Source organism: Pigmentiphaga sp. NML030171, assembly GCF_002188635.1.
Lineage (GTDB): Bacteria > Pseudomonadota > Gammaproteobacteria > Burkholderiales > Burkholderiaceae_B > Pigmentiphaga > Pigmentiphaga daeguensis.
The window spans coordinates 50,481-75,756 of sequence record NZ_NINX01000051.1; the positions used below are offsets into that span (position 1 = coordinate 50,481).

The following is a 25,276-nucleotide window of genomic DNA, read 5'->3' on the forward strand; positions in this document are numbered from 1 at the left end:
ATGGACGCCTAGACTGATCCCACCTTGTCACCACCGAGGAACATTGCCATGAAGCCCCGTTCCGTTTCTATGTTCAAGTACGACTTTCGCGCCCCTGGCAGCCAGGTGGAAGGCCCTATTCGCTTCGCCGTCGGTCAAGCAGCGCTGGGCGAAGTGCTTGTCGCCCGGAGCCGGCGCGGCATCTGCGCCATCTTCCTTGGCGAGGAGGCGCGGGCATTGAGCGACCAGCTCACGGCTGCCTTTCCGAATATCGAGTTGCAGCCTGATCAGCCTTCTCTGCGACACGAGCTGGGACAAATCATTGGCTTCATCGACCAAGACGCGTCCCAGGGCGTTATCAATCTCGACATCGGCGGCACCGCGTTCCAGCAGAAGGTCTGGCAGGTATTGTGCGGCATCCCGGCAGGCAAGATCCGCAGCTACAGCGACGTCGCGCGTGATCTCGGCGTACCGGAAGCCGTCCGTGCCGTAGCGGGTGCCTGCGCGGCCAACGTCCTGGCCATCGCCATTCCCTGTCATCGCGTGGTGCGCAGGGATGGCTCGATCTCCGGCTATCGCTGGGGCGTCGAGCGCAAGCGCACGCTGCTGGCCAAGGAAGCCGGCAAGGTGGCTGCAGGGTTCGCGGCATGAACGCCGTGGCAAGCCAGGGACTTGCCATGGCGCCCGAGACGTACGACTGGCCGGGCATCGAACAGTCGCTCGATGCACAGGGACATGCCGTGCTGCCCAACCTGCTGACGGCGGGGCAATGCGATGACCTCGCAGCACTCTATGCGCGAGAAGAAGGCTATCGCGCGCGGATCGTCATGGCTCGCCACGGCTTCGGGCGAGGCGAGTACAAATACTTCGCCTACCCCTTGCCACCGCTGCTCGACCAGTTGCGCCACGCGCTGTATCCCCGCCTGGCGCCGATCGCCAATCGTTGGAATCGACAGCTGCAGATCGGCGCGCAGTACCCTCATGACCTGGACGCCTATCTGCGCCGGTGCCATGAGGCCGGCCAGACCCGGCCGACGCCGCTGATCCTCCAGTACGGCGAGGGCGACTACAACTGCCTGCACCGGGATCTCTACGGCGATCACGTCTTTCCTTTGCAGGTTGCCATCCTGCTGTCGGAACCCGGCAGGGACTTCACCGGCGGCGAGTTCATCATGACGGAGCTGTCGAACAAGGGCCACCGCGCGGATGTCGTCGCGCTGCGCAAAGGCGACGCGGTGGTGTTCACCGTCAACCAGCGACCGGCAATGGGTCGGCGCGGCACCCGCAAGGTGGCCATGCGGCATGGCGTCAGTCGCATCCGAAGCGGTCACCGCCATACCGTGGGCCTGATCTTCCACGACGCGAAGTGACCATGGAAACGCTCGAACCTTAAAGGATGGGAGGAGTTCTCATGACCTCGCTTGACGCGCCCCTCGATCGCCTGAACTGGACGGACATCGGCCTGCAGCTCGATGCCGAGGGCTATGTCGTGCTGCCCGGTCTGTTGGGTGTGGACGTGGCGCGCGATCTGGCCCAACAGGCCACGGCGGCAGGCGCCCGCCGAGTGGCTTTGGAAGCCGGTGATCTTGGGCGCGGTGAGTTGTTCTACTTCGACGCCGGTATGCCGGCACCTCTGGAACTGTGGCGCACGGCGCTTTATCGCCGCCTTGTCGCCATCGCCAATCGCTGGAACGAAACCCTGGGCGTCGCTCTTCGCTATCCGGCGGAACTGGGGGACTTCTTGCGGCGCAACCGGGAGGCAGGCCAGACGCGGGCGCAGTCCCATCTGAGCCGGCTCGGCGGCGAAGGCCATGTATCGCTGCACCAGCGCAATGACGGCGAGCAGGTCTTCCCCATGCAGATCGTCGCCGTGCTGTCCGAGCCGGGCGTCGATTTCCAGGGAGGCGAATTCGTGATGACCGAGCAACGCCCGCGCATGCAGTCGCGGCCGGCGGTGTTGCCGCTCAAGCTTGGAGACGTGGCCGTCATAGCCACGGCGGAACGCCCCGTCAAGGGAAGCCAGGGCTATTACCGGGTCAACCTCAAACACGCCATCAGCCGTGTCCGCAAGGGCGAACGCATCGGCTTGGAACTGCTGTTCCACGATGCAGCCTGACGCTGCGGATGAACGGCACAGGCCCACCTCGGCCTGGAAGAAGACCCGTTCATGAACGCGCCACTGTCCATGTCCGCGGACAACCAAGAATTTTTCATCGACAGCCCGGAATGTCGTGCGTTTGAAACAGAACGGGCACAATGTGCCCGGCAAACACATTGGACGGCAATCCGCGCACCATGAAATTCCGTAGCCCCCAACGCCCCGCCCGTCTTGCCCTGCTCACGGTGGCGGCGGTGCTCGTCCTGGGCATCGCCACCATCGCGGCCGCCTGGCTCACCCTGCGCGCCAGCCTGCCCCGGGTCGACGGAGAACTCGGCGCATCCGGCACGGCCCAGCCCGCCACGATCGCGCGCGATGCCCAGGGCAGCGTCACCATCCGTGCGGCCAACCGCGCCGACGCCGCCTACGCCACCGGCTTCGCCCATGCGCAGGACCGCTATTTCCAGATGGACCTGGTACGGCGCTCGGCCGCCGGCGAACTGGCCGCGCTGGTGGGCGAGGCCGCCGTGCCGCTGGACCGGCGCGTGCGCGTGCACCGTTTCCGCGCCCGCGCGGAGCAGGCCTACGCCGCGCTCCCGCCCGCCCACCGCGCCTTGCTGGAACGCTACGCGGATGGCGTCAATGCCGGCCTGGCCGCGCTGGGCGCACGGCCGTTCGAATACTTTTTGCTGGGCGCGCCGCCACAACCCTGGCGGCCCGTGGACACGCTGCTGGCCATCTATGCGATGTACCTGGACCTGCAAGGCGGCGAACTGCTGCGGGTGCGCTCGCGCGAGGCGCTGCGCGACCTCCTGCCCGCTCCGCTGCTCGCGGCGCTGCTGCCCACGCGCAGCCACTGGGACGCGCCGCTGGACCGCCCCCCTTTCCCCGCGCAGCCGGCCGCGCCGGACACCGCGCTGGTGGATGCGCATCCCGACTGGATCGACGCGCCCCGCGCGCCACGCACGCGCGGTGCGATTCCCGCCGAACTGATGGTGGATGCCGGTACCACTTCGTCGGCGCTGGGCAGCAACGGCTGGGCCGTGGACGCGCGCCATGGCGCCGGCGGCCGCGCGCTGGTGGCCAACGACATGCACCTGGGCCTGCGCCTGCCCAACGTCTGGTATCGGCTGACGCTGGAGTTTCCCTCGGCCTCGGGCCCACGGCGTATCAGCGGCGTCAGCCTGCCCGGCGCCCCCATCGTGGTGGCGGGCAGCAACGGCGACGTCGCCTGGGGTTTCACCAACAGCTACGGCCATTTCATCGACCTGGTGCGGCTGGAGCCCGATGCGGCCGATCCGTCGCGCTACCGGGGCCCGGCCGGCACGTGGGAAACCGCGCCGGAAACGATGGAGCGCATCGACGTGAAAGGGGCCGGGCCCGTCATGCTGCCCGTGCGCGAGACCCCATGGGGTCCGCTGCGGCAGGCCAACGGCAAGGTCTACGCGATACGCTGGATCGCCTACCTGCCGGATGCCGCCAACGTGGGGCTGGCCGACATGGAAGAGGCGCACGACGTCGAACAGGCGATGCACGTCGCGCAGACGGCCGGGATTCCCACGCAGAATCTGGTGGTGGCGGATCGCCGCGGCGACATAGGCTGGACGCTGGCCGGTCCCTTGCCCACCGCCACGCTCGATCCGCTGGGTTTTCCGGTCGAGGCGGACCATGCCGCGGCAGCACTCGCCCGCCTCGCTCCGGCGGACTATCCCGCGATCGTCGCCCCGGCCTACGGGCGGCTCTGGACGGCCAACAGCACGCAACTCGCGAACGAAGCCACGCAACGCAGGATCGGGGACGGCGGCGCCGATGTCGGTGCCCGCGGAACTCAGATACGCGATGCGCTGTTCGCCGGCGAACGCTTCAGCGAGCGCGACCTGCTCGCCATCCAGCTGGACGACCGGGCCTCGTGGATCGCATTCCTGCGCGAGCAGGCCCTGGCCGAGCTGGACGACACCGCCGTCGCCAGCCATCCGCGGCGGGCCGCCTTCCGGCGCATCGTGCAATCCTGGAGCGGACGCGCCGACACCGGCAGTGCCGGCTACGCGCTGCTGCGCGCCTACCACGACGCGTTGTACGACGCGTGGTTCGGCGCGTTGGACGAGCGACTGGCCGCCATCGACGGTGGACTGTCGATGCGCCGCGCCTCGTCGCGCGTGCTGGCCACCATGGAAAGCCTGATGCGTGTCCGTGCCTGGAAACCGGCCTATGCCGCGGATTGGCACGCCTTCATGCTCGAACGCATCGACACGGCCATCGCCTCGGTCAGCGCCGACGGCCGCCCCCTGGACGAGATCCGCTGGGGCGACCGCAACCGCCTCGCCATGGAGCATCCCCTGGCCCGGGTGCTGCCGGCGGCCGTCAGGCCCTGGCTGTCGGCGCCTGCCCGCCCCATGCCGGGCGACATCCACATGCCGCGCATCCAGGGCCCGTCGTTCGGCGCGTCCGAGCGTTTCGTGGTGTCGCCGGGACATGAGGAACACGGACTGATGGAAATGCCGGGCGGCGCCTCGGGCCATCCGCTGTCGCCCTTTTTCCTGGCCGGCCACTCGGCATGGACGGATGGCAAGGCCACGCCCTTCCTGCCCGGCCCCGACGTCCATCGACTGACGCTGCTCCCGGCGGGATCCGGCCACTGACGCAAGGCGTAGCGCGGCCTAGCGTTCGGGCAGGAAGGGCCTGCCCAGCGCGCGCGGCATGTTCCGGCGCATCCAGCCGGGGTTGCCGCCGCGCAAGGCCAGCACCGCGACGGTGCAGACGTAGGGCAGCATCGCCAGGAACTGCGAGGGCACCTGAACGCCCATGCCTTGCAGCTGGAACTGCAACATGGTCAGCCCGCCGAACAGATACGCGCCCAGCAGGATGCGCACGGGATGCCACATGCCGAAGGCGATCAACGCCAGGGCCATCCAGCCCCGGCCGGCCACCATGCCCTCGCTCCACAATTGCGTATAGACCACCGACAGATACGCACCCGCGAGCCCGCAGCACAGCCCCCCCGCGAGGATCGCGAGCACGCGTATGCGGCCCACCGGATAGCCGAGCGCGTGCGCCGACTCCGGCGACTCCCCCACCGCCCGCAGCAGCATGCCGGCCCTCGTGCGGTACAGGAATACCGCCAGCAGGCCGGCCAGCGCCATCGTCGCGTACACCAGCGGATGCAGCGCGAACACGGTGCTTCCCAGGCCGGGAATGCCGCGCAGCCACGGTAGGCCTGCCTGGCCCTGCCCGAGCGAACGGCCGGCGTAGGACACGCCGGCGAAGGCCGATAGCCCCGACCCCAGCAGCATCACCGCCAGGCCGCTGCCGTACTGGCTGGCGTTGAAGACGACCACCAGCAGCGCGAACACGGCGGCCAGCGCAGCCCCTGCTCCCGCCCCCGCCGCCAGCCCCCATACCGGGCTCCCGGTGTGGAAGGCCACGGCGAAACCGGCGGCGGCGGCCAGCAGCATCATGCCCTCGGCTCCGAGATTGATCACGCCGGCGCGCTCGTGGATGGCCAGCCCCAGCGCCGCCAGCGCCAGCGGCGTGCCGGCGTTCAGCGTCGCGGCCAGGAGTTGCAGCAGGCTTTCCATGCCGCTCACCTTGCCACGGCCGCCGGGCGGCGCCGGCGGATGCGATAGCGCACCAGCGTATCGCCCAGCAGCAGCAACGCCAGCGCCAGCCCCTGGAACACGCCGACGATGGAAGCCGGCAGGCCGAGGCGCGACTGCGCCAGCTCCCCGCCTATGTAGAACGCCGCCATGACCAGGCCGGCCAGCAGCGCGCCGGCCGGATGCAGGCGCCCCAGGAAGGCCGCGATCACCGCCGCGAAACCATAGCCCGGCGACACCGAAGTCGTGAGCCGCTGCATCGGCCCCGCGACTTCGCCTATGCCGGCCAGCCCGGCCAGCGCGCCGCATGCCAGCATGGAAGTCCACAAGGCCTGGCGCGGCGAATACCCCGCATAGCGCGCGGCGGCGGGCGCGGCGCCCGTCACGCGCAGGCGGAAGCCCGGATGGGAACGCGCCAGGAACAGCCAGGCCGCGCCGGTGGCCGCGAGCGCCAGCCACAGCCCGGCGTGGGCGCGTGTGCCCTCCCAGAGCACGGGCAGGACGGCCGCCTCGTCGAACGATCGGGACTGCGGGAAGTTGTAGCCGTAGGGATCGCGCCAGGGTCCGAACACCAGATAGCCGAGCAGGAGCTGCGCCACATAGGTCAGCATCAGGCTGACCAGCATTTCATTGGCGCCGAACCGGTCCTTGAGCCAGGCCGTCAGCGCGGCCCACAGCATGCCCCCCAGCATGCCCGCGGCCATGACCAGCACCACGTAGCCCTGCCACGTGTCCGGCCCGGCCAGCAGCGCCACGCCGCCGCCGGCGATGGCGCCGGCGATCAGTTGCCCTTCGGCGCCGATGTTCCAGACGTTGGCGCGAAAGCACAGCGACAGGCCCACCGCGCACAGGACCAGCGGCACCGCCTTGACCGCGAGTTCGCCCCACGCGTAGACGCCGTTGAAAGGCTCGACCAGGAACAGCCGCAACCCTTGCCAGGCATCGATGCCCAGCGTCGCGAACAGCGCGGCGCCGCCCAGCATGGTCAGCGCCAGCGCGGCCAGCGGCGACAGCCAGGCCGCCAGCCGCGAGGCGGAGGCACGCGGCTCAAGCTGGATCATGGGTCCACCGCCCTTCCATCCAGCGGCCCAGCATGTCGGCCGTGACCTGGGCGCGCGCCACCGCCGGCGACAGCCGCCCGCCTGCCATGACCGCCAGCCTGTCGCACAGCGCGAGCAGCTCGTCCAGGTCCTCGGAAATGACCAGGACCGCGCCGCCGGCGTCGCGCAGATCGATCAGCGCCTGGTGGATGCGCGCGGCGGCGCCGACGTCCACCCCCCAGGTCGGCTGCGCCGCCAGCAGCACGCGCGGCGCACCGTCGAGCTCGCGGCCCACCATGAATTTCTGCAGATTGCCGCCGGACAGGCTGCGTGCCGGTGCGCGCGGCGATGCCGCCCGCACGCCGTGGCGCGCGATGACGCGGGAGGCGGCCTCGGCCAGCCCGCGCCGCCGTATCCAGCCTCCGGATGACGCTTGACCGGATGCCATGGTCAGCAGCATGTTCTCGTCCAGCCCCATCTCGGGCACGCATCCGCGTCCCAGGCGTTCCTCGGGAATCGCGCGCAATCCCAGCCCGCGCCGCGCGGCCGGCCGAAGCCGGCCGATGGGATGTCCCAGCAGATGCACGGCATCGTGCGGCACGTGGATCTCCTCGCCCGACAACACCGACAGCAGCAGCGACTGGCCGTTGCCGGACACACCCGCCACGCCCAGTATCTCGCCGGCCCGCAGCTCGAACGAGACCTCGCGCAAGCCCACGCGCTGGCCGGGCGGCGCGGGCATCGACAGATGCTTCACGCGCAAGACCGGATCGCCCGCCGGCCGCGGCGAAGCGCTCCGGACCTCGTCCACCGCGCTTCCCAGCATCAGGGTGGCCAGTTCGTCCTGCGCCATTGCGCGCGGATCGACCACGGCCACCGCACGACCCGCCCGCAGCACCGTGCAGCGATCGCACAACTCGCGGATCTCCGCCAGCTTGTGGCTGATGTAGGCCACGCTGCACCCCTCGGCCGCCAGTTGCCGCAAGGTGGCGAACAAGGCGGTCCTGGCCTCGGGCGACAGCACCGAGGTCGGCTCGTCCAGGATCAGCAGGCGCGGCCGCGCGGCCAGGGCGCGCAGCAGCTCGACGCGCTGGTGTTCGCCCACCGACAGGTCGCCCACATGGGCATCGGGATCCAGGTCCAGGCGATAGCGTTCGATCAGCGGCGCCAGCCAGGCGCTCGCCGAGGCACCCCGGGACAGCTCGCGCGCCAGTGCGGCCGGCAACCCCAGCAGCACGTTCTGCGCCACCGTCAACGTGTCGAACAGCACGAAGTGCTGGAACACCATGCCCACGCCCAACGCGCGCGCATCGTCCGGCGCGCGTGGCGCCACCGGACGGCCGTCCCACAGGATCTGTCCCGCATCCGGCGCCAGCGCGCCGTACGCGATCTTCATCAGGGTCGACTTGCCCGCCCCGTTCTCGCCCAGCACGGCGTGGATCTCGCCCGGCGCGATGGCCAGCGAGACCTCGTCGTTCGCGAGAACGCCGGGATACCGTTTGGTGATCCCGCGCAGTTCGAGTCGAGGAACGGCCATGAGAACGAAGCGGGTGGACAGGAGGCGCTCATTGTAGACCGCCCCTTTTCGCGCCGCCCGCCTCGGGGCTTCATCGATACACGGGCGGAGGCCGGCAGTCTTTCCGTATGCGGGGCACGTCGCGCAAACCGTTCAGCACCATCCATTGATGCCGCCCCGTCGCGCTGCCCCGCTCCAGGGCCAGGTGGGCCCAGTGCATCGCCTCGCACGGATCGGCCTTCACCTTCGGTCCGTACAGGGCCGGACCGGCCAGCAGGACCGAGGCCAGCATCTCCTGGGCCTCCAGGTCGCCCCGCGTCGCGGCCTGCCGCAACCGCGCCAGCATCGTGCCGTAGTCCCCTTCCGAGCGAGCCTCCAGCGCCATCTGATAGAACTGCTCGGAGGTCGCGATTTCCGAAAGCGGCGGTGCCGCCGACGCAGCGGGAGCCACGACCGCCGCGGCAAACAGCCACGGCGCCGAGATACGAACCCAACGGGAAATAATGTGCGAGCGCTTCACGGCCGTCTCCTTTGACATGCCTATTGGGCCTGTCGGCGCGCTTTGGCACAATGCGGTTCTATGCCTCGTGCCTTCGGCTGTCCCGAAGGCACTCCACCACGGAGCATTTCCATGCGCCTCGATCTCGCGGACCTGCGCCTGTTCCTCGCCATCGTCGACGCCGGCAGCATCACGCAGGGCGCCACGCGCGCGAACCTGGCGCTGGCCTCGGCCAGCGAACGCCTGCGCAACATCGAGGCCGATGCCGGCGTGCGGCTGCTGGAGCGCCGCCATCGCGGCGTGGTCGCCACCGAGGCCGGCGAGGCGCTGGCCCATCATGCCCGGCTGATCCTGCGCCAGCGGGAACTGATGCAGGGCGAGCTGCTGGACTTCGCCTCCGGCGCCCGCGGGACCATCCGCATCCACGCCAACACCGCGGCCCTGACGGCCTTCCTGCCGCGCAAGCTGGCCCCGTGGATGGCCGCCCGCCCGCACCTGAACGTCGACATCCGCGAGCGCACCAGCAAGGAAATCGTCAAGGCGGTCTCCGCCGGACTGGTCGAAGCCGGCATCACTTCGGACCAGGTCGATGCCGCCGGGCTGCAACTGCACCCCGTCGCCACCGACCACCTCGTCCTGATCACCGCCCGCGGCCACCCCCTGGCGCAGCGGCGCGTGGTCCCGTTCGCCGAGATCGTGCGCGAGCCCTTCGTGGGACTGGCCCCCGGCAGCGCGCTGCAGGACCACATCGACGAACATGCGCGGCGCGCCGGCCACGCACTGGCCCTGCGGATCAGGATGAACACCTTCGGCGGGCTGTGCGAAATGGTCTCGCACGGCGTAGGCGTGGCCGTCATTCCCGACAGCATCGCCCAGAGCCATCGCCGCCGCCATCCCTACCAGCGCATCGCGCTGGCGGACGCCTGGGCCCACCGCCGCCTGTGCCTGTGCCTGCGCGACTGGGCCGGCCTGTCGGCCCCGGTCCGGGACCTGCTGAGCCACCTGGCCGGCGATGCCGGCGTGCCGCTGCTGCCTTAGGGTACCGCTGCGATATTCGTGTCCGAGTGCACTCGGCCATATCGCGAGGATGTTGATACATTCCTCGGTGCAACGGCCCGCCTCCACGAGAGATAGCTAAAGCTCCCGGCGGTGCTTCGAACAACCACTTGCGAAAGTCCCAATTTGGGACTAATCTTAACTCATGCGGGTCATTGCCGTCAGCACATTGCGCCAGTTCTGGAAAACCCATCCGGACGCAGAGCAACCCCTCAAGGCTTGGGTGGATGAAGCAAGCCAAGCCACATGGACGCAACCTTCGGATATCAAGGCTCATTACCGCAGCGCCAGCATCCTCAAGAATCGTCGCGTGGTTTTCAACATCAAAGGCAATGACTATCGATTGATCGTCGCGGTCGCCTACCGCTTGCGCATCGTCTATGTGAAGTTCGTGGGGACACACTGGGAATATGACGCGATCGATGCCGAGACCATAGAAATGGAGTAAGACATGGAGATTCGCCCCATCCGTAGCGAAGCGGACTACAAGATGGCCCTGAAAGACATCTCACGCCTCATGGAAAGCGATCCTGAACCCGGAACGCCGGATGGCGATCGCCTGGACATCCTGGCTACGCTGGTACAAGCCTACGAAGCCAGACACTTTCCCATCGACCTGCCCGACCCCGTCGAAGCGATCAAATTCCGCATGGAGCAAGCCGGCCTGACCGCCAAAGACCTCGAGCCCATGATCGGCCGCCGCAACCGCGTCTACGAAATCCTGAACCGCAAGCGCAGCCTGACACTGCAAATGATCTGGAATCTGCACAAAGGGCTAGGCATCCCCGCCGAAAGCCTGGTCAAACCCCCGTCGAACTCCTGATCTCCCGGTAGGACCACGGTGGCCTGCGAAGAAAATCGCAACACGATCCCACCGCTCGCTCCGGATCCTCACACTTAGAGAAGCGCCTCGATTCCCTTGCGCCGGATAACGTTCAACAGTGCCAGCGCAGGGCCTTTCGCATGCGTCGCGCCGCGCTCGAGCTGCGAGACATAGCCCGGCGTCATATTGAGATACCGGGCAAGCGCGGCTTGACTGAGGTGAGCCTTCTCGCGCACTTCCCGCACTTGAGCCGCGGTAATAGGCTCCGAGGTAGGCAGCGCATCCGCTCCCAGGTGGCGGCAGTGATTTTCTGATGCGTCGCCTTGTCCATGATCCCCAAGCGGTGCTGGGAGTCGGCCATTTCCAGAAGTTCACTGGCCAAGCGGCCAGGCTTGCTCGTCGTCATGTGTCGTCTCCTCATAGGATGGAAACATCCCACAAAATAAAAAACGGCGCCCCACAGGACGCCGTCAGCACTACACCCCTCCCCCCGACCCAGGGCACAGCGGATCCGGCTCCGCCGGTCCGCCAGTGCCGCCCGGGGGACCCGCCGCTGGGCCGCCCCAAGGCGGGTCCCCGCCCCCTCGGGGGGCTGCCGCGTAGCGGCTGGGGGCTCGCCATGCTGGGCGCCCGAAGGGCGTAGGGGGGGACCGCCTATTCAGCAGCAATCGCCTTCATCGACAGACGCAGGCGGCCCTTGTCATCGGCCTCGATGACCTTGACGCGGACCTGCTGGCCGACCTTCAGCACATCGTTGATGTTGGCGATGCGATGGTTGGCGATTTCCGAGATGTGCAGCAGGCCGTCGCGGCCCGGCAGCACCTGGACGATGGCACCGAAATCCAGCAGGCGCAGCACGGCGCCCTCGTAGATCTGGCCCACTTCCACGTCGGCGGTCAGGTCGGCGATGCGACGCTGCGCTTCCTTGGCGCGGTCCAGGTCGGCGCTGGAGATGACGATGGTGCCGTCGTCCGAGATGTCGATCTGCGTGCCGGTTTCCTCGGTCAGCGCACGGATGGTGGCGCCGCCCTTGCCGATCACGTCGCGGATCTTCTCGGGGTTGATCTTCATGGACAGCATGCGCGGCGCGAACGCCGACAGCTCGCCGCGCGAACCTTCCAGGGCCTCGCGCATCTTTTCCAGGATGTGCAGGCGGCCTTCGCGGGCCTGGGCCAGCGCCACCTGCATGATTTCCTTGGTGATGCCCTGGATCTTGATGTCCATCTGCAGCGCGGTCACGCCATTGACGGTACCGGCCACCTTGAAGTCCATGTCGCCCAGGTGGTCTTCGTCGCCCAGGATGTCGGTCAGCACGGCGAACTTGCCGCCGTCCTTGATCAGGCCCATGGCCACGCCGGCCACGTGATCCTTGATCGGCACGCCGGCGTCCATCATGGCCAGCGAGCCGCCGCACACGGACGCCATCGACGACGAACCGTTCGACTCGGTGATTTCCGACACCACGCGGATGGTGTACTGGAAGTCCTGCGGCGCGGGCAGCAGCGACACCAGGGCGCGCTTGGCCAGGCGGCCGTGGCCGACTTCGCGGCGCTTGGGCGTGCCGATGCGGCCGGTTTCGCCGGTGGCGAACGGAGGCATGTTGTAGTGGAGCATGAAGCGATCGCGATACTCGCCCATCAGCGCGTCGATGATCTGCTCGTCCTGCTTGGTGCCCAGCGTGGCAATCACCAGGGCCTGGGTTTCGCCGCGGGTGAACAGCGCGCTGCCGTGCGCGCGGGGCAGCACGCCCAGGCGGATGCTGATCGGACGCACCGTGCGGGTATCGCGGCCGTCGATGCGGGGCTCGCCGTTCAGGATCTGGCCGCGCACGATCTGCGCTTCGAAGTCGAACAGGATGTTGTCCACTTCGACGCCGTCGACCGCGGTACCCGAGGCCTCGGCCTGGGCGGCCAGCTTGGCGTGCACGTCGGCATAGACTTCGCGCAGCTTGGTGGTGCGCTCCTGCTTGGAGCGGATCTGGTAGGCGGCCTTCAGGCCTTCCTCGGCCACGGCGCGCACCGAGGCGATCAGTTCCTCGTTCTTGGCGGCGGGCTTCCAGTCCCATTCGGGCTTGCCGGCTTCGCGCACCAGGTCGTTGATCGCATTGATGACGGTCTGCATCTGCTCGTGGCCGTAGACCACGCCACCCAGCATGACCTCTTCGGACAGCTGCTGGGCTTCGGATTCGACCATGAGCACGGCGGCATCGGTACCGGCCACCACCAGGTCCAGCTTGGAGGTCTTGAGCTGCGAGGCGGTGGGGTTGAGCACGTACTGATCATCGATCCAGCCCACGCGCGCGGCGCCGATCGGGCCGTTGAACGGGATGCCGGAGATGGCCAGGGCGGCCGACGAACCGATCATCGCGGCGATGTCGGGATCGATCTCGGGATTGACCGACAGCGTGTGGATGACCACGTGCACGTCGTTGTAGAAGCCCTCGGGGAACAGCGGACGCAGCGGCCGATCGATCAGACGCGAGGTCAGCGTTTCCTTCTCGGAGGGCTTGCCCTCGCGCTTGAAGAACCCGCCCGGGATGCGCCCGGCGGCGTAGGTCTTCTCGATGTAGTCGACGGTGAGCGGGAAGAAATCCTGGCCGGGCTTGGCTTTCTTGGCCCCGACCACGGTTGCCAGCACGACGGTGTCCTCGATGGACACCATTACCGCGCCCGAAGCCTGGCGAGCAACCTCGCCGGTTTCGAGCGTGACGGTATGCTGGCCATATTGGAAGGTTTTTGTGACTTTATTGAACATGACAGGCATCCTTTGCGATTGCCCTTCTGAAACGAAAATGCCTGTGACAGGCGGTCCCTGACACAGGCACTCTCATATTTCAGGAGGGGGTTGCTAGAGTGCCGGCTGCGTCGCGCCCGAACAGGAAGCGACGAAACCGGCAACCACCGGAAACGCGGAGCGGCGCTGCGAGGGCAGCGCCCGCCGGGTTCCCGATCCCCTGGAAATTCACTTACGCAGACCGAGCTTCTCGATCAGGGCGCGGTACGCGTCGGCGTTGCGGCCCTTCAGGTAGTCGAGCAGCTTGCGGCGACGGCTGACCATGCGCAGCAGCCCGCGACGGGAATGGTGGTCTTTGGTGTGCTCTTTGAAATGGCTGGTCAATTCGTTGATCCGGGCGGTCAGGAGAGCGACCTGCACTTCGGGGGATCCGGTATCACCCTGGGCGCGTTGGAATTCGGAGACGATATTGGCCTTGTTGATGTCGGCGACGGACATTTTTTTCCTCTCGGACTGGCGGCAAGGCCGAGGCGCCCTGCCGTGAAAGTTGACGACCCGGCCACGACATATCTGGTCGCGGCCGGAAGGTTAACGATCAGCGCCGCCTGAAAATAGGCAAAAACTGAAAGTTAGCCAGGAAGTATAGCCTTATTCGGGGAGCTTTGCCATTTTGCAACGCGTAGGCAGCGTCAGGTCGGCCGCGGAAACCTTCAGCGTGGTCTCGAAGCCATAGCCGCTGCCTTCCACGTCGCGCCTGACCGGGCCGATGCCCGCCTTCTGCATGGTGAACACATACAGGGGCTTGATGGCCTGGTGGTCGTCGGGCCGCATCCACAGGTCCGCCCCCTCGGAAGTCCATCGCATGCCCGACAGCTGGCGCGCGATGGCCGCGGCGTCCACCTTCCCGGCCCGCTCCAGCGCCGCCGCGAGCATGTCGGTCATGTGCAGCATCCGGGCGTTCAGGTAGTCGTCGGCCGGCCGCGGGAACATGCGCCGGTAGTCGTCGTAGGCGCGGTCCATGCCGGGCTCGCCGGCGTTGTAATGCCATTCGGCCACCGCGCGCACCTTGCCCACGCCGGCGTCCCCCAGCGCGGCCGGCGCGCCCAGCGCATTGCCGTAGAAGGTGTAGAAGCTGCCTTTGAATCCCGCTTCGCGGGCGGCCTTCACCAGCAGCGTCAGGTCGTTGCCCCAATTGCCGGTGATGACGGTATCGGCGCCGCTGGACAGGATCTTGGCCGCATAGGGCGAGAAATCCTTGACCTTGCCGATGGCATGGAACTCGTCGGCCACGACCTCGACGTCGGGCCGCTTCTCGGCCAGCATCGCCCGGGCGCTGCGCGACACTTCCTGGCCGAAGCTGTAGTCCTGGTTGATCAGGTAGACCTTGCGCACCTCGCGGTCGCGCCGCATGACCTCGGTCAGGGCCGCCATCCGCATGTCGGAACTGGCATCGAAGCGGAAGTGCCACGGGCTGCACTTCTCGTTGGTCAGCGCGGGATCGACGGCCGAGTAGTTCAGGAACACCATGCGCTGGCCGGGATTGCGCTGGTTGTGGCGATTGACGCCCTCGATCAGGCCCGCCGCCACGGCCGAGCTGTTGCCTTGCATGACGATGCGTATGGACTGGTCGGCCGCGCCGCGCAGCAGCAGCAAGGCTTCGTCCATCTGGTTCTTGCTGTCGAAGGGAACGAGCTCGAGCCGGTGCGCGCCGTCGGCCAGCTTCACGCCGCCCCGGGCGTTGATGCGCTCGACCGCGAAGCGCAGGTTGCGCATGATGGCCTCGCCGGTATTGGCGAAGGGCCCGGACATGGCCTCGATCACGGCGATGCGAACCGGCGCGGCCGCCTCTCCCTGGGCCCGGGCCGGCATGGAACCTGCGCAAGCCAGCGCAAGTCCTACAATCAGCGAACCATAGCCACGCCTGCGTGACAGAAACACGGTCATCTCCGGTCGTCAATCCAAGAACAAGGTGAATTGTATGAGCATCGCCCTCCTCCTGCGCCGTGGCGCCTGCCTGCTGGGCATGGCGGCGCTGCTTGCGGCCTGTGCCAGCCCGGCCGGCATCCAGCCGGGCGAATCCGGCTCGGCCGTCACGGCCCGCCTGGGCCGGCCCACGCTCGAACGCCCCCTGCCGGGCGGCGGCCAGCGCCTGATCTATTCCAGCCAGCCCATGGGGCAGTACGCCTGGATCACCGACGTCGGTCCCGACGGCAAGGTCATCGGCACCACCCAGGCCTTGACCAGCGAACGCTTCCGCATGCTGGACTCCGGACACTGGGATACCGAGCGGCTGCTGTTCGAGTTCGGCCCCCCGGCCGAGATCACCCGCGTCGGCCTGAAGGGCGAGCAGATCGTCTGGGGCTACCGCTTCCGCGAGGACGGCGTGTGGAATTCGCTGATGTACGTCTACGTCAATGACCAGGGCGTGGTCACGCGCTACCACCCGGGACCCGACCCGCTGATGGAGCCCCGCTTCCAGCTGGGTATGTAGCCTCAGTCTTCGCCCTTGAATGCGGCGATGATGGCATCGGCCACGGCCCGCACGCGGGCCGTGCGGTTCAGGTCGGCGTGCAGCACCAGCCAGACATCCAGGCGCTCGGTCCGCTCGGGCCAGATGCGCACGAGCTCCGGATCGCCCTGCGCCGTCGACACGGCCAGCTCGCCCAGTCCCAGACCCGCCCTGACCGCCTCCAGCATCATCATCCCTGAATTCACTTCCAGCGCCACCCGGGCATTGCCGATCGACACCCCGCCCAGCCTGCCGCCATCCAGCGGCCCGAGCGGACGATCGTACCGGATCACGTCGTGGCCCTTGAGCGCCGCGTCCACCGCGGGCTCTCCGCGACGGCGCAGGTAGTCGCGCGAGGCATAGACGCCTATCTGCCTGCGCGCCAGCCGCCGCGCGATCAGGTCCGGACTCGTGGGCTTGACCGTGCGCACGGCGATGTCGGCCTCGCGGCGGGTCAGGTTGGTGAGCTGGGTGGACGTGCCCAGCACCACCCTGATGTCCGGGTGGGCCTCGCGCAGCGCCCGCAGCGCCGGGATCACATAGAAGCTCGCCATGGTGTCGGAGGTGGCCACGCGCACCACGCCGCACAGCTTGTCGTCCAGGCCCTGCATCTGCCGCTGCAATTGATTGGCCGCCTGCTCCATCCGTTCGGCGGCGGTGCCGGCCAGTTCTCCGGCCGGCGTGGGCACGTAGCCGTTGGGCGTGCGCAGGAACAGGCGCGCGCCCAGCGCGGCCTCCAGGGCGGCCAGCCGGCGGCCGGCCGTGGCCTGGTCCACCTCCAGCAGCGCCGCGGCCCCCCGCAGCGTGCCGGCGCGCCGGATGGCCAGGAAGACCCGGGCATCGTCCCAGTTCATGGCCGTCCCACGCTGGCCGAAGGCCCTTCGGCGGAATGCATTTTTGCATCATCGAACTGCATTTTCACCACTTTTTCTGCATCACTCCGGCGCCTAGGATAACGCCTTCTACCGTTTTCCGGACGACGACCGTGCGCTACCCCTGCCCCGATATTCCCCTCTCCCCGGCCCCCGCGCGGCAGGCATCGGCCGATCCCATGCCGCTGGCCGCGCTGGCGGTGGGCTTCATCATGGCCATGCTCGACGTCACCGTCGTCAACGTGGCGCTGAGCGACATCGCCCGCAGCCTGGAGGTCTCCCTGTCGGGCCTGGTATGGGTGGTCGACGGCTATACGCTGGCCTTCGCCGCCATGCTGCTGGTCGGCGGCGCGCTGGCCGACCGCCTGGGCGCGCGCGCCGTGTATCTGGCGGGACTGGCCATCTTCACGCTGGCCTCCGTGGCGTGCGGCCTGGCCCAGGACGGCATGGCGCTGGCCGGCGCCCGCCTGGCACAGGGCGTGGGTGCTTCCCTGTTCGTTCCCAGCTCGCTCAGCCTGCTGGTCCACACCTATGCCGACGAACGCGTCCGGGCTCGGATGGTGGCGCTGTGGTCGGCCATCGTCACCTTGTCGGTGGCGGCGGGACCGCTGGTGGGCGGCCTGCTGATCGCGCATTTCGGCTGGCGCAGCGTCTTCCTGATCAACGTCCCCATCGGCATCGCCGGCGCGCTGCTTACCCTGAAGCTGGTCCGCCCCGCCCCCCGCCGGCCACGCGCCCTGAACCCCGCCAGCCATGCGTTGGGCATCACGGGGCTGGCGGCCCTGTGCTATGCGCTCATCCAGGGTCCGGAGCGGGGCTGGACCGCGCCCTCCATCCTGCTGGCGGCAGTCCTGGCCCTCGCGGCCGGCGCCATGCTGGCCTGGCTGGAACGACGGGCCGCATCGCCGCTGGTACCCCGGCAGCTCCTGGCCGAGCCGCGCTTCCTGCCGGCCAACGCCCTGGGCGCCCTGGCCAGCTTCGCGGTGTACGGCCAGTTGTTCCTGCTCAGCCTCTACCTGCAGCGCGCACGGGGCGCCGGGCCGCTCGACACCGGTTTCCAGTTGATGCCGCTGATGCTCATCCTGGTCGTGGGCAACCTGCTGTCTGGCCGGCTTTCCAGCCAGCGCGGCACGCGCTTCCCGATGCTGGCCGGCACCGGCCTCGCCGCGCTGGTCACCGCGGCGGCCGCGTTCGACGGCCTGGCGCTGCCCTACTGGCTGATGATGGCGCTGCTGGTATGCGGCAACCTGGGCGCCGCCATCGCCATTCCGGCCATGACCGCCACGGTGATGCAGTCCGGCGGGAAGGAGCATGCCAACAGCGCCGCGGCCATCCTGAACGCGAACCGGCAGATCGGCACGCTGCTGGGGGTCGCCGTCATGGGCAGCCTGCTGCACGGGCTGCCCGACTGGTCGGACAGCCTGCCTGCGGGCCTGGCCGTGGTGGCCACAGCCTATGGCGCGGCCTGGTTGTGCATTCTGCGCGCAGGAAACGCGGCGCGGCGCCAACCCGCGCGCTGACGCCGCCGGTCAGGGCGTCCGGTCGCCGCGCAGCGCGCCCGCCGCGACCAGCCGGCGATTCGCCTCGTAGTCGTCCCGCACCGCCGCGCGAAAATCATCGATGCCACCCGCGGCCGGCAGGTTGTAGGCCCGCTCCAGCCGCCCGGCCAGCGGTCCGCCCACCAGCACGCGGTTGACCGCGGCGTTGATGCGTTCCTGCACGGGCCTGGGCGTGGCCGCGGGCACGAACAGCCCGAACAGCGACATCAGGTTGGCCTGGGGATAGCCCAGCTCCGACAGCGTCGGCACCTCCGGCAGCGCGCCCAGCCTGGCGGGCGCGCCCACCGCCAGCGCCTTCAGCCGCCCCGTCCGCACATAGTCCAATTGCAGCGCCGCGACGTTGGTCGACAGCACCTCGAAACGCCCGCTCAAGGCATCGTTCAATTGCGGCCCGCCGCCGTGATAGGGAATGTGGGTGATGCGCGCGCCGCTCGCCGCGGCCACCTGCGCCATCACCATGTGCCCCGTCGTGGCGATGCCCGAGCTGGCCCAGCGGATCGCCCCTGGCCTGCGGCGCGCCTCGTCCACCAGATCGGCGAAACCGCGGCCGGTGAAGGCCGGCGTGCCGGCCACCAGTACCGGCGTGCGCATGACGGCGGCCACGGGGGCGATGTCCCGCAGGGGATCATGGTCGGCCGACGGGCGGCTCAGCAGCGGATTGAGCGTGAGCGGCGTCAAGGCGGAGAAGGCCAGCGTATGGCCGTCGGGCGCCGCGCGCGCCACGGCCTCCATTCCCACGCCTCCGCCCGCCCCGCCCTTGTTCTCGACCCAGGCCGGCACGCCCAGGTCGCGCGACAACGCCTCGGCCAGGATGCGGGCGATGGTGTCGCTCACGCCCCCGGGCGGATAGACGACCACCATCCGTATGGCGCGCGTCGGCCAGGTCCGTCCGTCCCCGTCCGCCGAAGCGGCACGCTGCCCCACGCCAGCCAGGGGCAGCGCGGCCACGGCCTGCAGGACGCGGCGGCGCGACGCCCGGAAGCGCGCGGCCGTCATCGCCCCGCCGCCAGCCGCCGCGCCAGCGCGGCGAAATGCCGGGCCGGCAGGTTGTCCTCGCCGTCGCGGGACACCAGCGTCAGCGGCGCATCCAGCCGTTCGGCCCGCGCCAGCGGCAGATAGGTCACGGCGTGCGCATGCGCGCCGCTGATGGACTTGGGCACGACCGACACGCCCGCGCCCGCCGCCACCAGGTTCAGATTGGTCATCATGCGGTCGACCTCGGCGGCGATGCGTGGCCGCAGCCCCTGGCTTTCGCACAGCGCGAGCAGGTTGGCGTACAGGCCTGGCGCGCCCGGCTGGCGCACCAGGATGATCTTCTCCTGGCACAGCTCGGCCAGCGAGATCGCGCGAGGCCGGCTGGCCTGCCTGCCCCGCGCGAGGGGATGGTCGCATGGCACGGCGGCCACCGCGGGCTCGGTCAGCAGGGTTTCGAACACCAGCCCGTCAGGCCGCGACACCGGCACGCGCAGCAAGCCGCAATGCAGCCGTCCGGCGGCGATGGCCGCGGTCAGCCCCGCGGCGTTGTCCTCGTGGATGTCCAGCTCCACGCCCGGATAGTCCCGCCGGTACAGGCGCAGGGCCTCGGGCGTGAAGGCGTGCGCCGCGGCCGAGCTGGTGAAGCCCACCGCCAGCAGCCCTTCCTGGCCGTTGGCCACCCGCGCCATCCGCTGGCGCATCTGCGCGTAGCCTTCCAGCAGGCTCTCGGCCTCGCGCAGGAAGTGCCGGCCGGCGTCGGTCAAGGCCACGCCCCGCGGATGACGGCGCAGCAGTTCGACGCCCAGCTCCCGCTCCAGCACCTTGATCTGCTGGCTGAGCGGGGGCTGCTGGATGCCGAGCCGCTCGGCGGCGCGCGTCATGTGCCCGGTTTCGGCGACGGTGACGAAGTAACGCAGATGGCGCAGGTCCATATTTTTTATATATCGAGTCTCCGCTTTTATTGTATTTGACGTACCGATCGGCGCGCTCGCATCATCCGCCGTGCACGCGCCCCCGCCTCGAGAGGGCCGGCCCTGGAGACGATACGATGACCGCACCCCGCTCCCACCCCGCCCTGCCCCTGCTGCTTGCCGCCGTCGCGGCGCTGGCCGGCTGCGGCGGCGGCGATGGCGACTCGCCCGCCGGCCACCCGCCCGAAGACCCTCCGGCCGCCTCGGGCCCGCCCTATGCCCCCGCCCTGGCCTGCGCCTCGCTGGCCGCGCGCGGCTTTTCTCCCGCCCAGCTGACGCTGCCCTCGGGCGGCGCAACGGTGTCCGAGGCGGTGGACGTCGCCGCCGATGCCGAGGGCAACGCCCTGGGCGCCTATTGCCGGGTCCGCGGCGTCATCAAGCCCGTGAACGCCGGTTCGCCCGACATCAACTTCGCGCTGAACCTGCCGCTGCGCTGGAACGGCAAGACCATCCACTTCGGCGGCGGCGGCTTCAACGGCCGGCTCATCGACGGCACCGAGACCATACGCTTCGGCCCCGCCGACAAGCCCGCCCCGCTGGCCCTGGGCTACGCCACCTACGGCGACGACTCCGGCCACCAGAGCGGCAGCATCACCGACGGCAAGTTCGCCGCCAACGACGAGGCCCTGTCCAACTACGGCGGCCAGTCGCTGAAGAAGACCCGCGACGTCGCCGCGCAACTGGTGCGGGCCTACTACGACATGGCGCCCAGGCACGCCTATTTCCTGGGCACTTCCACGGGCGGCCGCGACGCGCTGGCGCACATCCAGCGCTGGCCGACGGACTACGACGGCGTCATCGCCAACGAGCCCGCGCTCAACTACTCCGGCACGCGCCTGTCCAACGTCGCGCTCGGCCGCGCCCTGTACGCCAATGGCGGAGCCGGCTGGCTCAACGTGGCCAAGACGCTGATGGTGCAGAACACGGTCAAGCAGGCCTGCGACAAGCTGGACGGCGCGGTCGACGACATCGTCAGCAACGTGGAGAGCTGCCGGCTGCTGAACGCGTCCAACCTGGCGGCCATGCGCTGCCCCTCGGGCGCAGACGAAGGCGATCACTGCCTGTCCGCCGCGCAACTGGCCACGATCCGCACGCTCGAGGCGCCGCTGGAGTTCTCCTCCTACCGGCTCGCCAACGGCGTCGAACGCGCGGGCGGCTACAACATCCTGGAAGGCGCGCTGGTGGCCGGCCCCTACACCTCGCGGGACCTGGGTACGCGGCGCGTGCCGGGCAACCCGGCAACCTCGGCCGATGCCAACATGTACGTGACGGGCGACCAGTGGGTCAAGTATTTCGTCACCCGCTCTGCCACCTTCGACACGCTGGGCTTCGACCCGCAGAACCCCGGCGCCTACACCGCGCGGGTGCAGGCCGTGTCCGCGATCACCGACGCCACCGATCCGGACCTGCGCCCCTTCCTGTCCCGCGGCGGCAAGCTCATCATGCTGCACGGCCTGGCCGACGAGGTCATCAGTCCCAACTCCACCATCGACTACTACCAGCGCGTGGTCGCCACCGTGGGGCAGGAGGCCGTGGACAAGGGCATACGCTTCTACACCGTGCCCGGCATGGGCCACGGCACCGGCGTGTTCATTCCCAACTGGGATTCGCTGGCCGCGCTGGAAGGCTGGGTGGAGCAAGGCCTGCCTCCGGGCACGCCGGTGGCGGCCGACGCGGTGGCCGCCACTTATGGCCGCACGCGGCCCCTGTGCCAATACCCCGCCTGGCCCAAGTACCGCGGCAGCGGCAGCCTGGACGCCGCCGTCAACTACAGCTGCGTACAGGAAACGGGCGACCCGCTGGCCTGCCCCAACCTGCCCGCCGCGGTGACCCGCTACAAGGGCGGCAACACGCTGGGCGAGGAACTGACGGTGACCGTGGACCCCGCTTCGCTGCGCTACACCGTCACGATAGACGCCAGCCTGCAACGCGCGGCCGGCACCGTGCGCGAGGGCAGCCTGCGCGCCCAGACGACTTGCGCCTATGCGAGCGACGAAGGCGGCGCGGTCTACATGTTCGGCGCGGGCGGTGTCCTGCAGGGCGGCGTGCTGCCGGCATCCGGCGGCGGCTTCGAACCGCTGCTGGCCTTTGCCACCACGTTCGAGAACACCGGTTCGCCCACCGTCTTCAATCCGGTCGCCGCCATCTACGACCTGATCGGCGTCCACCATGGCGCGGGCGGCACGGCAGCGGCCTACAAGGCGGCGGGCCGGCTGCGCAACGCCGGCACCTTCCAGTTGTGCCGGGATCCCGTCACCGGCGGCTTCATGACCTACGACGCCGCATGCACGTCCACCGCCAAGGGATACATCACCTACAACGCCGCACGCGGGGCCTTCGACCTGCTGGCCACTGCGCCCGCCGATCCGGCCAGCACCACCGGCGGCACGCCCGCAGGCTCCATGGTGATCGGGCTGGTCAACGGCAATGCCGTCCCGCTGCAACTGGTACGGGAGTCGGCCACCAGCTACGGCATGCGCCTGTATGCGCCGCAGCAGTCGCTGGCCTCCGGCGCGGCCGACGGGGTCTACGCCGTTGCCGGCACCGGCGCGCGCAATCTGGAAGCCACCCTGTCCGGCGCCACGCTGGACCTGGACGGCGGCACGATGGCCGTGGCCTACGACACCCCGGTGCCGGGCGTCGCCCAAGCGGGCACCTCGGGCAACGACCATTTCCTCTTCACCCACGGGATCCTGGGTTACGCCTCGGGCACGGGATCCACCGCCATCTTCGCCACCGGAGTCCGCCATTGAAAACCCTGCCCCGACTCTCCCTGCTGGCCGCGCTGGCCTTCGGCGCGGCCACGGCCCACGCCGCCACCGACCGCGCCCGGCCCGCGCCCTGCCCCAAGGACGTTCCCGCCGACGCGCGTTGCTATAACGGACAGGACAGCGAAGGCGCCTATTACTGGATCGCGATCCCCCGCGACTGGAACCGGGTGCTGGTCATGCACGCCCACGGCGGTCCCGACCTGGGCCCCTCCACCCTGAAACGCAGCCAGGAAGACCTGACCCGCTGGGCCGTGACCGTGAAGGCGGGCTATGCCTGGGCCGGCTCGTCCTACCGCCGGGGCGGCTATGGGGTCACCATGGCCGCCGAGGACACCGAGCGCCTGCGCCGCCTGTTCGTCCGGCAGTTCGGCCAGCCCCGGCGCACCTTGCTGCACGGCCAGAGCTACGGCGGCGGCGTGGCCTCCAAGGCGGCGGAGCTGTATGGCACCGTCGAAGGCCGGCCCGGCCCCTACGACGCCGTACTGCTGACCAGCGGCGTGCTGGGCGGCGGCAACACCGCCTACGATTTCCGCCTGGACCTGCGCGTCGTGTACCAGTACGTCTGCCGCAACCATCCGCGCCCCGACGAACCCCAGTACCCGCTGTGGATGGGGCTGCCCAAGGATTCCACGCTGACCCGGGCGGACCTGGCCGCGCGCATCCGGGAATGCACGGGCGTCGGCCAGCCGGCCGCGCAGCGCAGCGCCGAGCAGGCGGCCAGGCTCAAGACCATCCTGTCGGTGGTGAAGATTCCCGAACGCACCTTCGTGTCCAACATGAACTGGGCCACCTGGCTGTTCCGGGATCTTACGCAGGAACGGCTGGACGGCCGCAATCCCTTCGGCAACGAGAAGGTGGTGTACGGCGGCTCGCCGGACGATGCCGCGCTGAACGCCGGGGTGGCCCGCTATCGCGCGGATCCGCTGGCGGTGGGACGGCTGATGGTGGACAGCACGCCGGGCGGCAGGCTTGCCATGCCCGTGCTGACCCTGCATGCCATCCATGACCCGACGGCCTTCGTCGAACTGGAATCGGCCTACCGCGAACGGGTCGACCGGGCGGGCAGCGGCGACAAGCTGGTGCAGACGTTCTCGGACGAGGCCGAACACAGCTACCTGAGCGAACCCCAGTACCCCGCCTTGTTCACCGCGCTGATGGACTGGGTGGACAAGGGGGAAAAACCGACGCCCGAGAAAGTGGCGCGGCTGTGCAAGGGCTATGAACGGGACTACGGCCACGGCGGCAAACAGACCTGCCGCATCCAGGTCGGCTACCAGCCGCCGCCGCTGTCCTCGCGGGTCCCGCCGCGCTAAGGCTCGATGCCCAGGCTGCGGATGAACGGCACCCAGGTCGCGCGCTCGTTCTTCTCGAACGCCAGGGCCTGGGCCGGCGTGGATGGCGCCATGATCTCGGCCGTCTGGCGCTGGGCGAACTGGACCACCTGCGGGTCGGCCAGGACACGGTTCAGCGCGGCGTTGAGCCGGGCGACGATCGCGGCCGGCGTGCCCGCGGGGGCGAACACGTTGTTCCAGGTGTAGCCCTTGAAAGCCGGCAGGCCGGCCTGCGCGAACGTCGGGACGTCGGGCGTCGAGGCACCGCGGCGATCGACGCCGTTGGCCAGCACCTTGACCTTCCCCTGCTCCACCAGGCCGGCCATGCTGGGCAGCGTCACCAGCATCATGTCGACCCGGCCCGCGGCCAGGTCGGCGGCCGCCACGGCCGCGCCCTTGTAGGGCACGTGCATCAGGTCGATGCCCGCGGCGCGCGCGAACGCGGCGCCGGCGATGTGGTTGATCGAGCCCACGCCGCTGGACGAATACGTCATCGACTGCGAGCGCCCCTTGGCCGCCTTGACCAGGTCGGCCAGCGAGCCCGGCCCGCCCGCCGGCACCGCCAGCGCCAACGGGGTGCGCGAAACCAGGCCGATGGGCGCCAGGTCGCGCTCCACGTCGAACGGCAGCGACTTCTGCAGGCCGACGTTCATCACCAGTTGCGAGCTGGTCCCGAAGCCCAGGGTGTAGCCGTCGGGCGCCGCCTTGGCGACATAGTCGGTACCGACCACGCCGCCCGCGCCGGGCTTGTTCTCGACGATCACCGGCTGGCCCAGTTCGCCGTACAGGGTCTTGGCCAGTTCCCTGGCCATCGCGTCGTTCACGCTGCCCGGCCCGAACGCCACGATGAGCCGGATCGGCCGCGACGGATACGCCGGTTCCTGCGCCTGCAGCGCGGGCGAGGTGGACAACATGGCCGTCCCCAGGACGGCAAGCAGGATGGTCCGCATA

General features: G+C 69.3%; 23 protein-coding genes. 11 read left to right on the top strand and 12 right to left on the bottom strand.

Annotation, left to right across the window (positions count from 1 at the left end; genetic code table 11):
* The first annotated feature begins 48 nt into the window (after nt 1–48).
* The 4 genes from CDO46_RS25270 to CDO46_RS25285 all read left to right on the top strand — a co-directional run bounded on the left by CDO46_RS25270 (nt 49) and on the right by CDO46_RS25285 (nt 4,716).
* Complete coding sequence (locus CDO46_RS25270; RefSeq protein WP_087841330.1) at nt 49–630, top strand: methylated-DNA--[protein]-cysteine S-methyltransferase; 582 nt, start codon at nt 49–51, stop codon at nt 628–630.
* The gene (locus CDO46_RS25275; RefSeq protein ID WP_087841331.1) at nt 627–1,349 is read left to right on the top strand and encodes a 2OG-Fe(II) oxygenase; all 723 of its coding nucleotides are present in this window, start codon (nt 627–629) and stop codon (nt 1,347–1,349) included. The genes CDO46_RS25270 and CDO46_RS25275 overlap by 4 nt, the downstream gene beginning before the upstream one ends.
* Nucleotides 1,350–1,390: 41 nt before the next feature.
* Nucleotides 1,391–2,095 (top strand): 2OG-Fe(II) oxygenase, encoded by a 705-nt coding sequence (locus CDO46_RS25280; protein ID WP_087841332.1) that lies wholly within the window; start codon nt 1,391–1,393, stop codon nt 2,093–2,095.
* A gap of 179 nt (nt 2,096–2,274) precedes the next feature.
* Nucleotides 2,275–4,716, top strand: a complete 2,442-nt coding sequence (locus CDO46_RS25285) for a penicillin acylase family protein (RefSeq protein ID WP_087841514.1) — start codon at nt 2,275–2,277, stop codon at nt 4,714–4,716.
* Nucleotides 4,717–4,734: 18 nt separating this feature from the next.
* Here the strand turns inward: CDO46_RS25285 and CDO46_RS25290 are convergent, their stop codons facing one another.
* The 4 genes from CDO46_RS25290 to CDO46_RS25305 all read right to left on the bottom strand — a co-directional run bounded on the left by CDO46_RS25290 (nt 4,735) and on the right by CDO46_RS25305 (nt 8,746).
* On the bottom strand, nt 4,735–5,652 hold the full coding sequence (locus CDO46_RS25290) for an ABC transporter permease (protein ID WP_087841333.1): 918 nt from the start codon (nt 5,650–5,652) through the stop codon (nt 4,735–4,737).
* Nucleotides 5,653–5,657: 5 nt separating this feature from the next.
* Nucleotides 5,658–6,731, bottom strand: a complete 1,074-nt coding sequence (locus CDO46_RS25295) for an ABC transporter permease (RefSeq protein ID WP_087841334.1) — start codon at nt 6,729–6,731, stop codon at nt 5,658–5,660.
* Nucleotides 6,718–8,247, bottom strand: coding sequence for an ABC transporter ATP-binding protein (locus tag CDO46_RS25300; protein WP_087841335.1), 1,530 nt, complete (start codon nt 8,245–8,247; stop codon nt 6,718–6,720). The genes CDO46_RS25295 and CDO46_RS25300 overlap by 14 nt, the downstream gene beginning before the upstream one ends.
* Before the next feature lie 70 nt (nt 8,248–8,317).
* A complete protein-coding gene (locus CDO46_RS25305; protein WP_087841336.1) occupies nt 8,318–8,746 on the bottom strand; it encodes a hypothetical protein in 429 nt (142 codons plus the stop codon).
* 111 nt (nt 8,747–8,857) lie between these two features.
* Between CDO46_RS25305 and CDO46_RS25310 the strand changes: the two genes are divergently transcribed.
* From CDO46_RS25310 to CDO46_RS25320, 3 genes are all read left to right on the top strand, one after another.
* Nucleotides 8,858–9,763 carry a LysR family transcriptional regulator gene (locus CDO46_RS25310; RefSeq protein ID WP_087841337.1) on the top strand — a complete coding sequence of 302 codons (906 nt, stop codon included), beginning with the start codon at nt 8,858–8,860 and terminating at the stop codon, nt 9,761–9,763.
* Nucleotides 9,764–9,926: 163 nt separating this feature from the next.
* Nucleotides 9,927–10,229, top strand: coding sequence for a type II toxin-antitoxin system HigB family toxin (locus CDO46_RS25315; protein WP_087841338.1), 303 nt, complete (start codon nt 9,927–9,929; stop codon nt 10,227–10,229).
* Between the two features lie 3 nt (nt 10,230–10,232).
* On the top strand, nt 10,233–10,604 hold the full coding sequence (locus CDO46_RS25320; protein WP_087841339.1) for a type II toxin-antitoxin system HigA family antitoxin: 372 nt from the start codon (nt 10,233–10,235) through the stop codon (nt 10,602–10,604).
* Nucleotides 10,605–10,678: 74 nt separating this feature from the next.
* Here the strand turns inward: CDO46_RS25320 and CDO46_RS28850 are convergent, their stop codons facing one another.
* The 4 genes from CDO46_RS28850 to CDO46_RS25340 form a co-directional block, all read right to left on the bottom strand.
* Nucleotides 10,679–10,849, bottom strand: coding sequence for a helix-turn-helix domain-containing protein (locus CDO46_RS28850; RefSeq protein ID WP_369597227.1), 171 nt, complete (start codon nt 10,847–10,849; stop codon nt 10,679–10,681).
* Between the two features lie 409 nt (nt 10,850–11,258).
* A complete protein-coding gene (gene pnp / locus CDO46_RS25330; RefSeq protein ID WP_087841340.1) occupies nt 11,259–13,358 on the bottom strand; it encodes a polyribonucleotide nucleotidyltransferase in 2,100 nt (699 codons plus the stop codon).
* A gap of 207 nt (nt 13,359–13,565) precedes the next feature.
* The gene (rpsO, locus tag CDO46_RS25335) at nt 13,566–13,835 is read right to left on the bottom strand and encodes a 30S ribosomal protein S15 (protein ID WP_087841341.1); all 270 of its coding nucleotides are present in this window, start codon (nt 13,833–13,835) and stop codon (nt 13,566–13,568) included.
* A 150-nt stretch (nt 13,836–13,985) separates the two neighbouring features.
* On the bottom strand, nt 13,986–15,281 hold the full coding sequence (locus tag CDO46_RS25340; protein WP_087841342.1) for a branched-chain amino acid ABC transporter substrate-binding protein: 1,296 nt from the start codon (nt 15,279–15,281) through the stop codon (nt 13,986–13,988).
* Between the two features lie 34 nt (nt 15,282–15,315).
* Here CDO46_RS25340 and CDO46_RS25345 point away from each other — a divergent pair, with 34 nt between their 5' ends.
* Entirely contained in the window at nt 15,316–15,828 is a 513-nt protein-coding gene (locus CDO46_RS25345) for a hypothetical protein (protein WP_087841343.1), read from the top strand.
* 2 nt (nt 15,829–15,830) lie between these two features.
* Here the strand turns inward: CDO46_RS25345 and CDO46_RS25350 are convergent, their stop codons facing one another.
* A complete protein-coding gene (locus CDO46_RS25350) occupies nt 15,831–16,700 on the bottom strand; it encodes a LysR family transcriptional regulator (protein ID WP_087841344.1) in 870 nt (289 codons plus the stop codon).
* Nucleotides 16,701–16,831: 131 nt separating this feature from the next.
* Here CDO46_RS25350 and CDO46_RS25355 point away from each other — a divergent pair, with 131 nt between their 5' ends.
* On the top strand, nt 16,832–18,238 hold the full coding sequence (locus CDO46_RS25355) for an MFS transporter (RefSeq protein ID WP_254914686.1): 1,407 nt from the start codon (nt 16,832–16,834) through the stop codon (nt 18,236–18,238).
* A 9-nt stretch (nt 18,239–18,247) separates the two neighbouring features.
* Here CDO46_RS25355 and CDO46_RS25360 read toward each other — a convergent pair whose 3' ends face one another.
* A complete protein-coding gene (locus CDO46_RS25360) occupies nt 18,248–19,273 on the bottom strand; it encodes a tripartite tricarboxylate transporter substrate binding protein (protein ID WP_087841346.1) in 1,026 nt (341 codons plus the stop codon).
* Nucleotides 19,270–20,184, bottom strand: coding sequence for a LysR family transcriptional regulator (locus CDO46_RS25365; RefSeq protein ID WP_087841347.1), 915 nt, complete (start codon nt 20,182–20,184; stop codon nt 19,270–19,272). The genes CDO46_RS25360 and CDO46_RS25365 overlap by 4 nt, the downstream gene beginning before the upstream one ends.
* A gap of 116 nt (nt 20,185–20,300) precedes the next feature.
* Here CDO46_RS25365 and CDO46_RS25370 point away from each other — a divergent pair, with 116 nt between their 5' ends.
* Both CDO46_RS25370 and CDO46_RS25375 read left to right on the top strand, forming a co-directional pair.
* Nucleotides 20,301–22,976, top strand: coding sequence for a tannase/feruloyl esterase family alpha/beta hydrolase (locus CDO46_RS25370; protein ID WP_087841348.1), 2,676 nt, complete (start codon nt 20,301–20,303; stop codon nt 22,974–22,976).
* Nucleotides 22,973–24,307, top strand: coding sequence for a hypothetical protein (locus CDO46_RS25375; RefSeq protein ID WP_338615627.1), 1,335 nt, complete (start codon nt 22,973–22,975; stop codon nt 24,305–24,307). Before CDO46_RS25370 ends, CDO46_RS25375 begins: the two co-directional genes overlap by 4 nt.
* Here CDO46_RS25375 and CDO46_RS25380 read toward each other — a convergent pair.
* On the bottom strand, nt 24,304–25,275 hold the full coding sequence (locus CDO46_RS25380; protein WP_087841349.1) for a tripartite tricarboxylate transporter substrate binding protein: 972 nt from the start codon (nt 25,273–25,275) through the stop codon (nt 24,304–24,306). The genes CDO46_RS25375 and CDO46_RS25380 overlap by 4 nt on opposite strands.
* Nucleotide 25,276: the final 1 nt, after the last annotated feature.

Coding starts and splice junctions, on each gene's coding strand:
- CDO46_RS25270 (WP_087841330.1), top strand. CDS start 49: ATGAAGCCCCGTTCCGTTTCTATGTTCAAGTACGACTTTCGCGCCCCT.
- CDO46_RS25275 (WP_087841331.1), top strand. CDS start 627: ATGAACGCCGTGGCAAGCCAGGGACTTGCCATGGCGCCCGAGACGTAC.
- CDO46_RS25280 (WP_087841332.1), top strand. CDS start 1,391: ATGACCTCGCTTGACGCGCCCCTCGATCGCCTGAACTGGACGGACATC.
- CDO46_RS25285 (WP_087841514.1), top strand. CDS start 2,275: ATGAAATTCCGTAGCCCCCAACGCCCCGCCCGTCTTGCCCTGCTCACG.
- CDO46_RS25290 (WP_087841333.1), bottom strand. CDS start 5,652: ATGGAAAGCCTGCTGCAACTCCTGGCCGCGACGCTGAACGCCGGCACG.
- CDO46_RS25295 (WP_087841334.1), bottom strand. CDS start 6,731: ATGATCCAGCTTGAGCCGCGTGCCTCCGCCTCGCGGCTGGCGGCCTGG.
- CDO46_RS25300 (WP_087841335.1), bottom strand. CDS start 8,247: ATGGCCGTTCCTCGACTCGAACTGCGCGGGATCACCAAACGGTATCCC.
- CDO46_RS25310 (WP_087841337.1), top strand. CDS start 8,858: ATGCGCCTCGATCTCGCGGACCTGCGCCTGTTCCTCGCCATCGTCGAC.
- CDO46_RS25315 (WP_087841338.1), top strand. CDS start 9,927: ATGCGGGTCATTGCCGTCAGCACATTGCGCCAGTTCTGGAAAACCCAT.
- CDO46_RS25320 (WP_087841339.1), top strand. CDS start 10,233: ATGGAGATTCGCCCCATCCGTAGCGAAGCGGACTACAAGATGGCCCTG.
- pnp (WP_087841340.1), bottom strand. CDS start 13,358: ATGTTCAATAAAGTCACAAAAACCTTCCAATATGGCCAGCATACCGTC.
- rpsO (WP_087841341.1), bottom strand. CDS start 13,835: ATGTCCGTCGCCGACATCAACAAGGCCAATATCGTCTCCGAATTCCAA.
- CDO46_RS25340 (WP_087841342.1), bottom strand. CDS start 15,281: ATGACCGTGTTTCTGTCACGCAGGCGTGGCTATGGTTCGCTGATTGTA.
- CDO46_RS25345 (WP_087841343.1), top strand. CDS start 15,316: ATGAGCATCGCCCTCCTCCTGCGCCGTGGCGCCTGCCTGCTGGGCATG.
- CDO46_RS25350 (WP_087841344.1), bottom strand. CDS start 16,700: ATGAACTGGGACGATGCCCGGGTCTTCCTGGCCATCCGGCGCGCCGGC.
- CDO46_RS25360 (WP_087841346.1), bottom strand. CDS start 19,273: ATGACGGCCGCGCGCTTCCGGGCGTCGCGCCGCCGCGTCCTGCAGGCC.
- CDO46_RS25365 (WP_087841347.1), bottom strand. CDS start 20,184: ATGGACCTGCGCCATCTGCGTTACTTCGTCACCGTCGCCGAAACCGGG.
- CDO46_RS25370 (WP_087841348.1), top strand. CDS start 20,301: ATGACCGCACCCCGCTCCCACCCCGCCCTGCCCCTGCTGCTTGCCGCC.
- CDO46_RS25380 (WP_087841349.1), bottom strand. CDS start 25,275: ATGCGGACCATCCTGCTTGCCGTCCTGGGGACGGCCATGTTGTCCACC.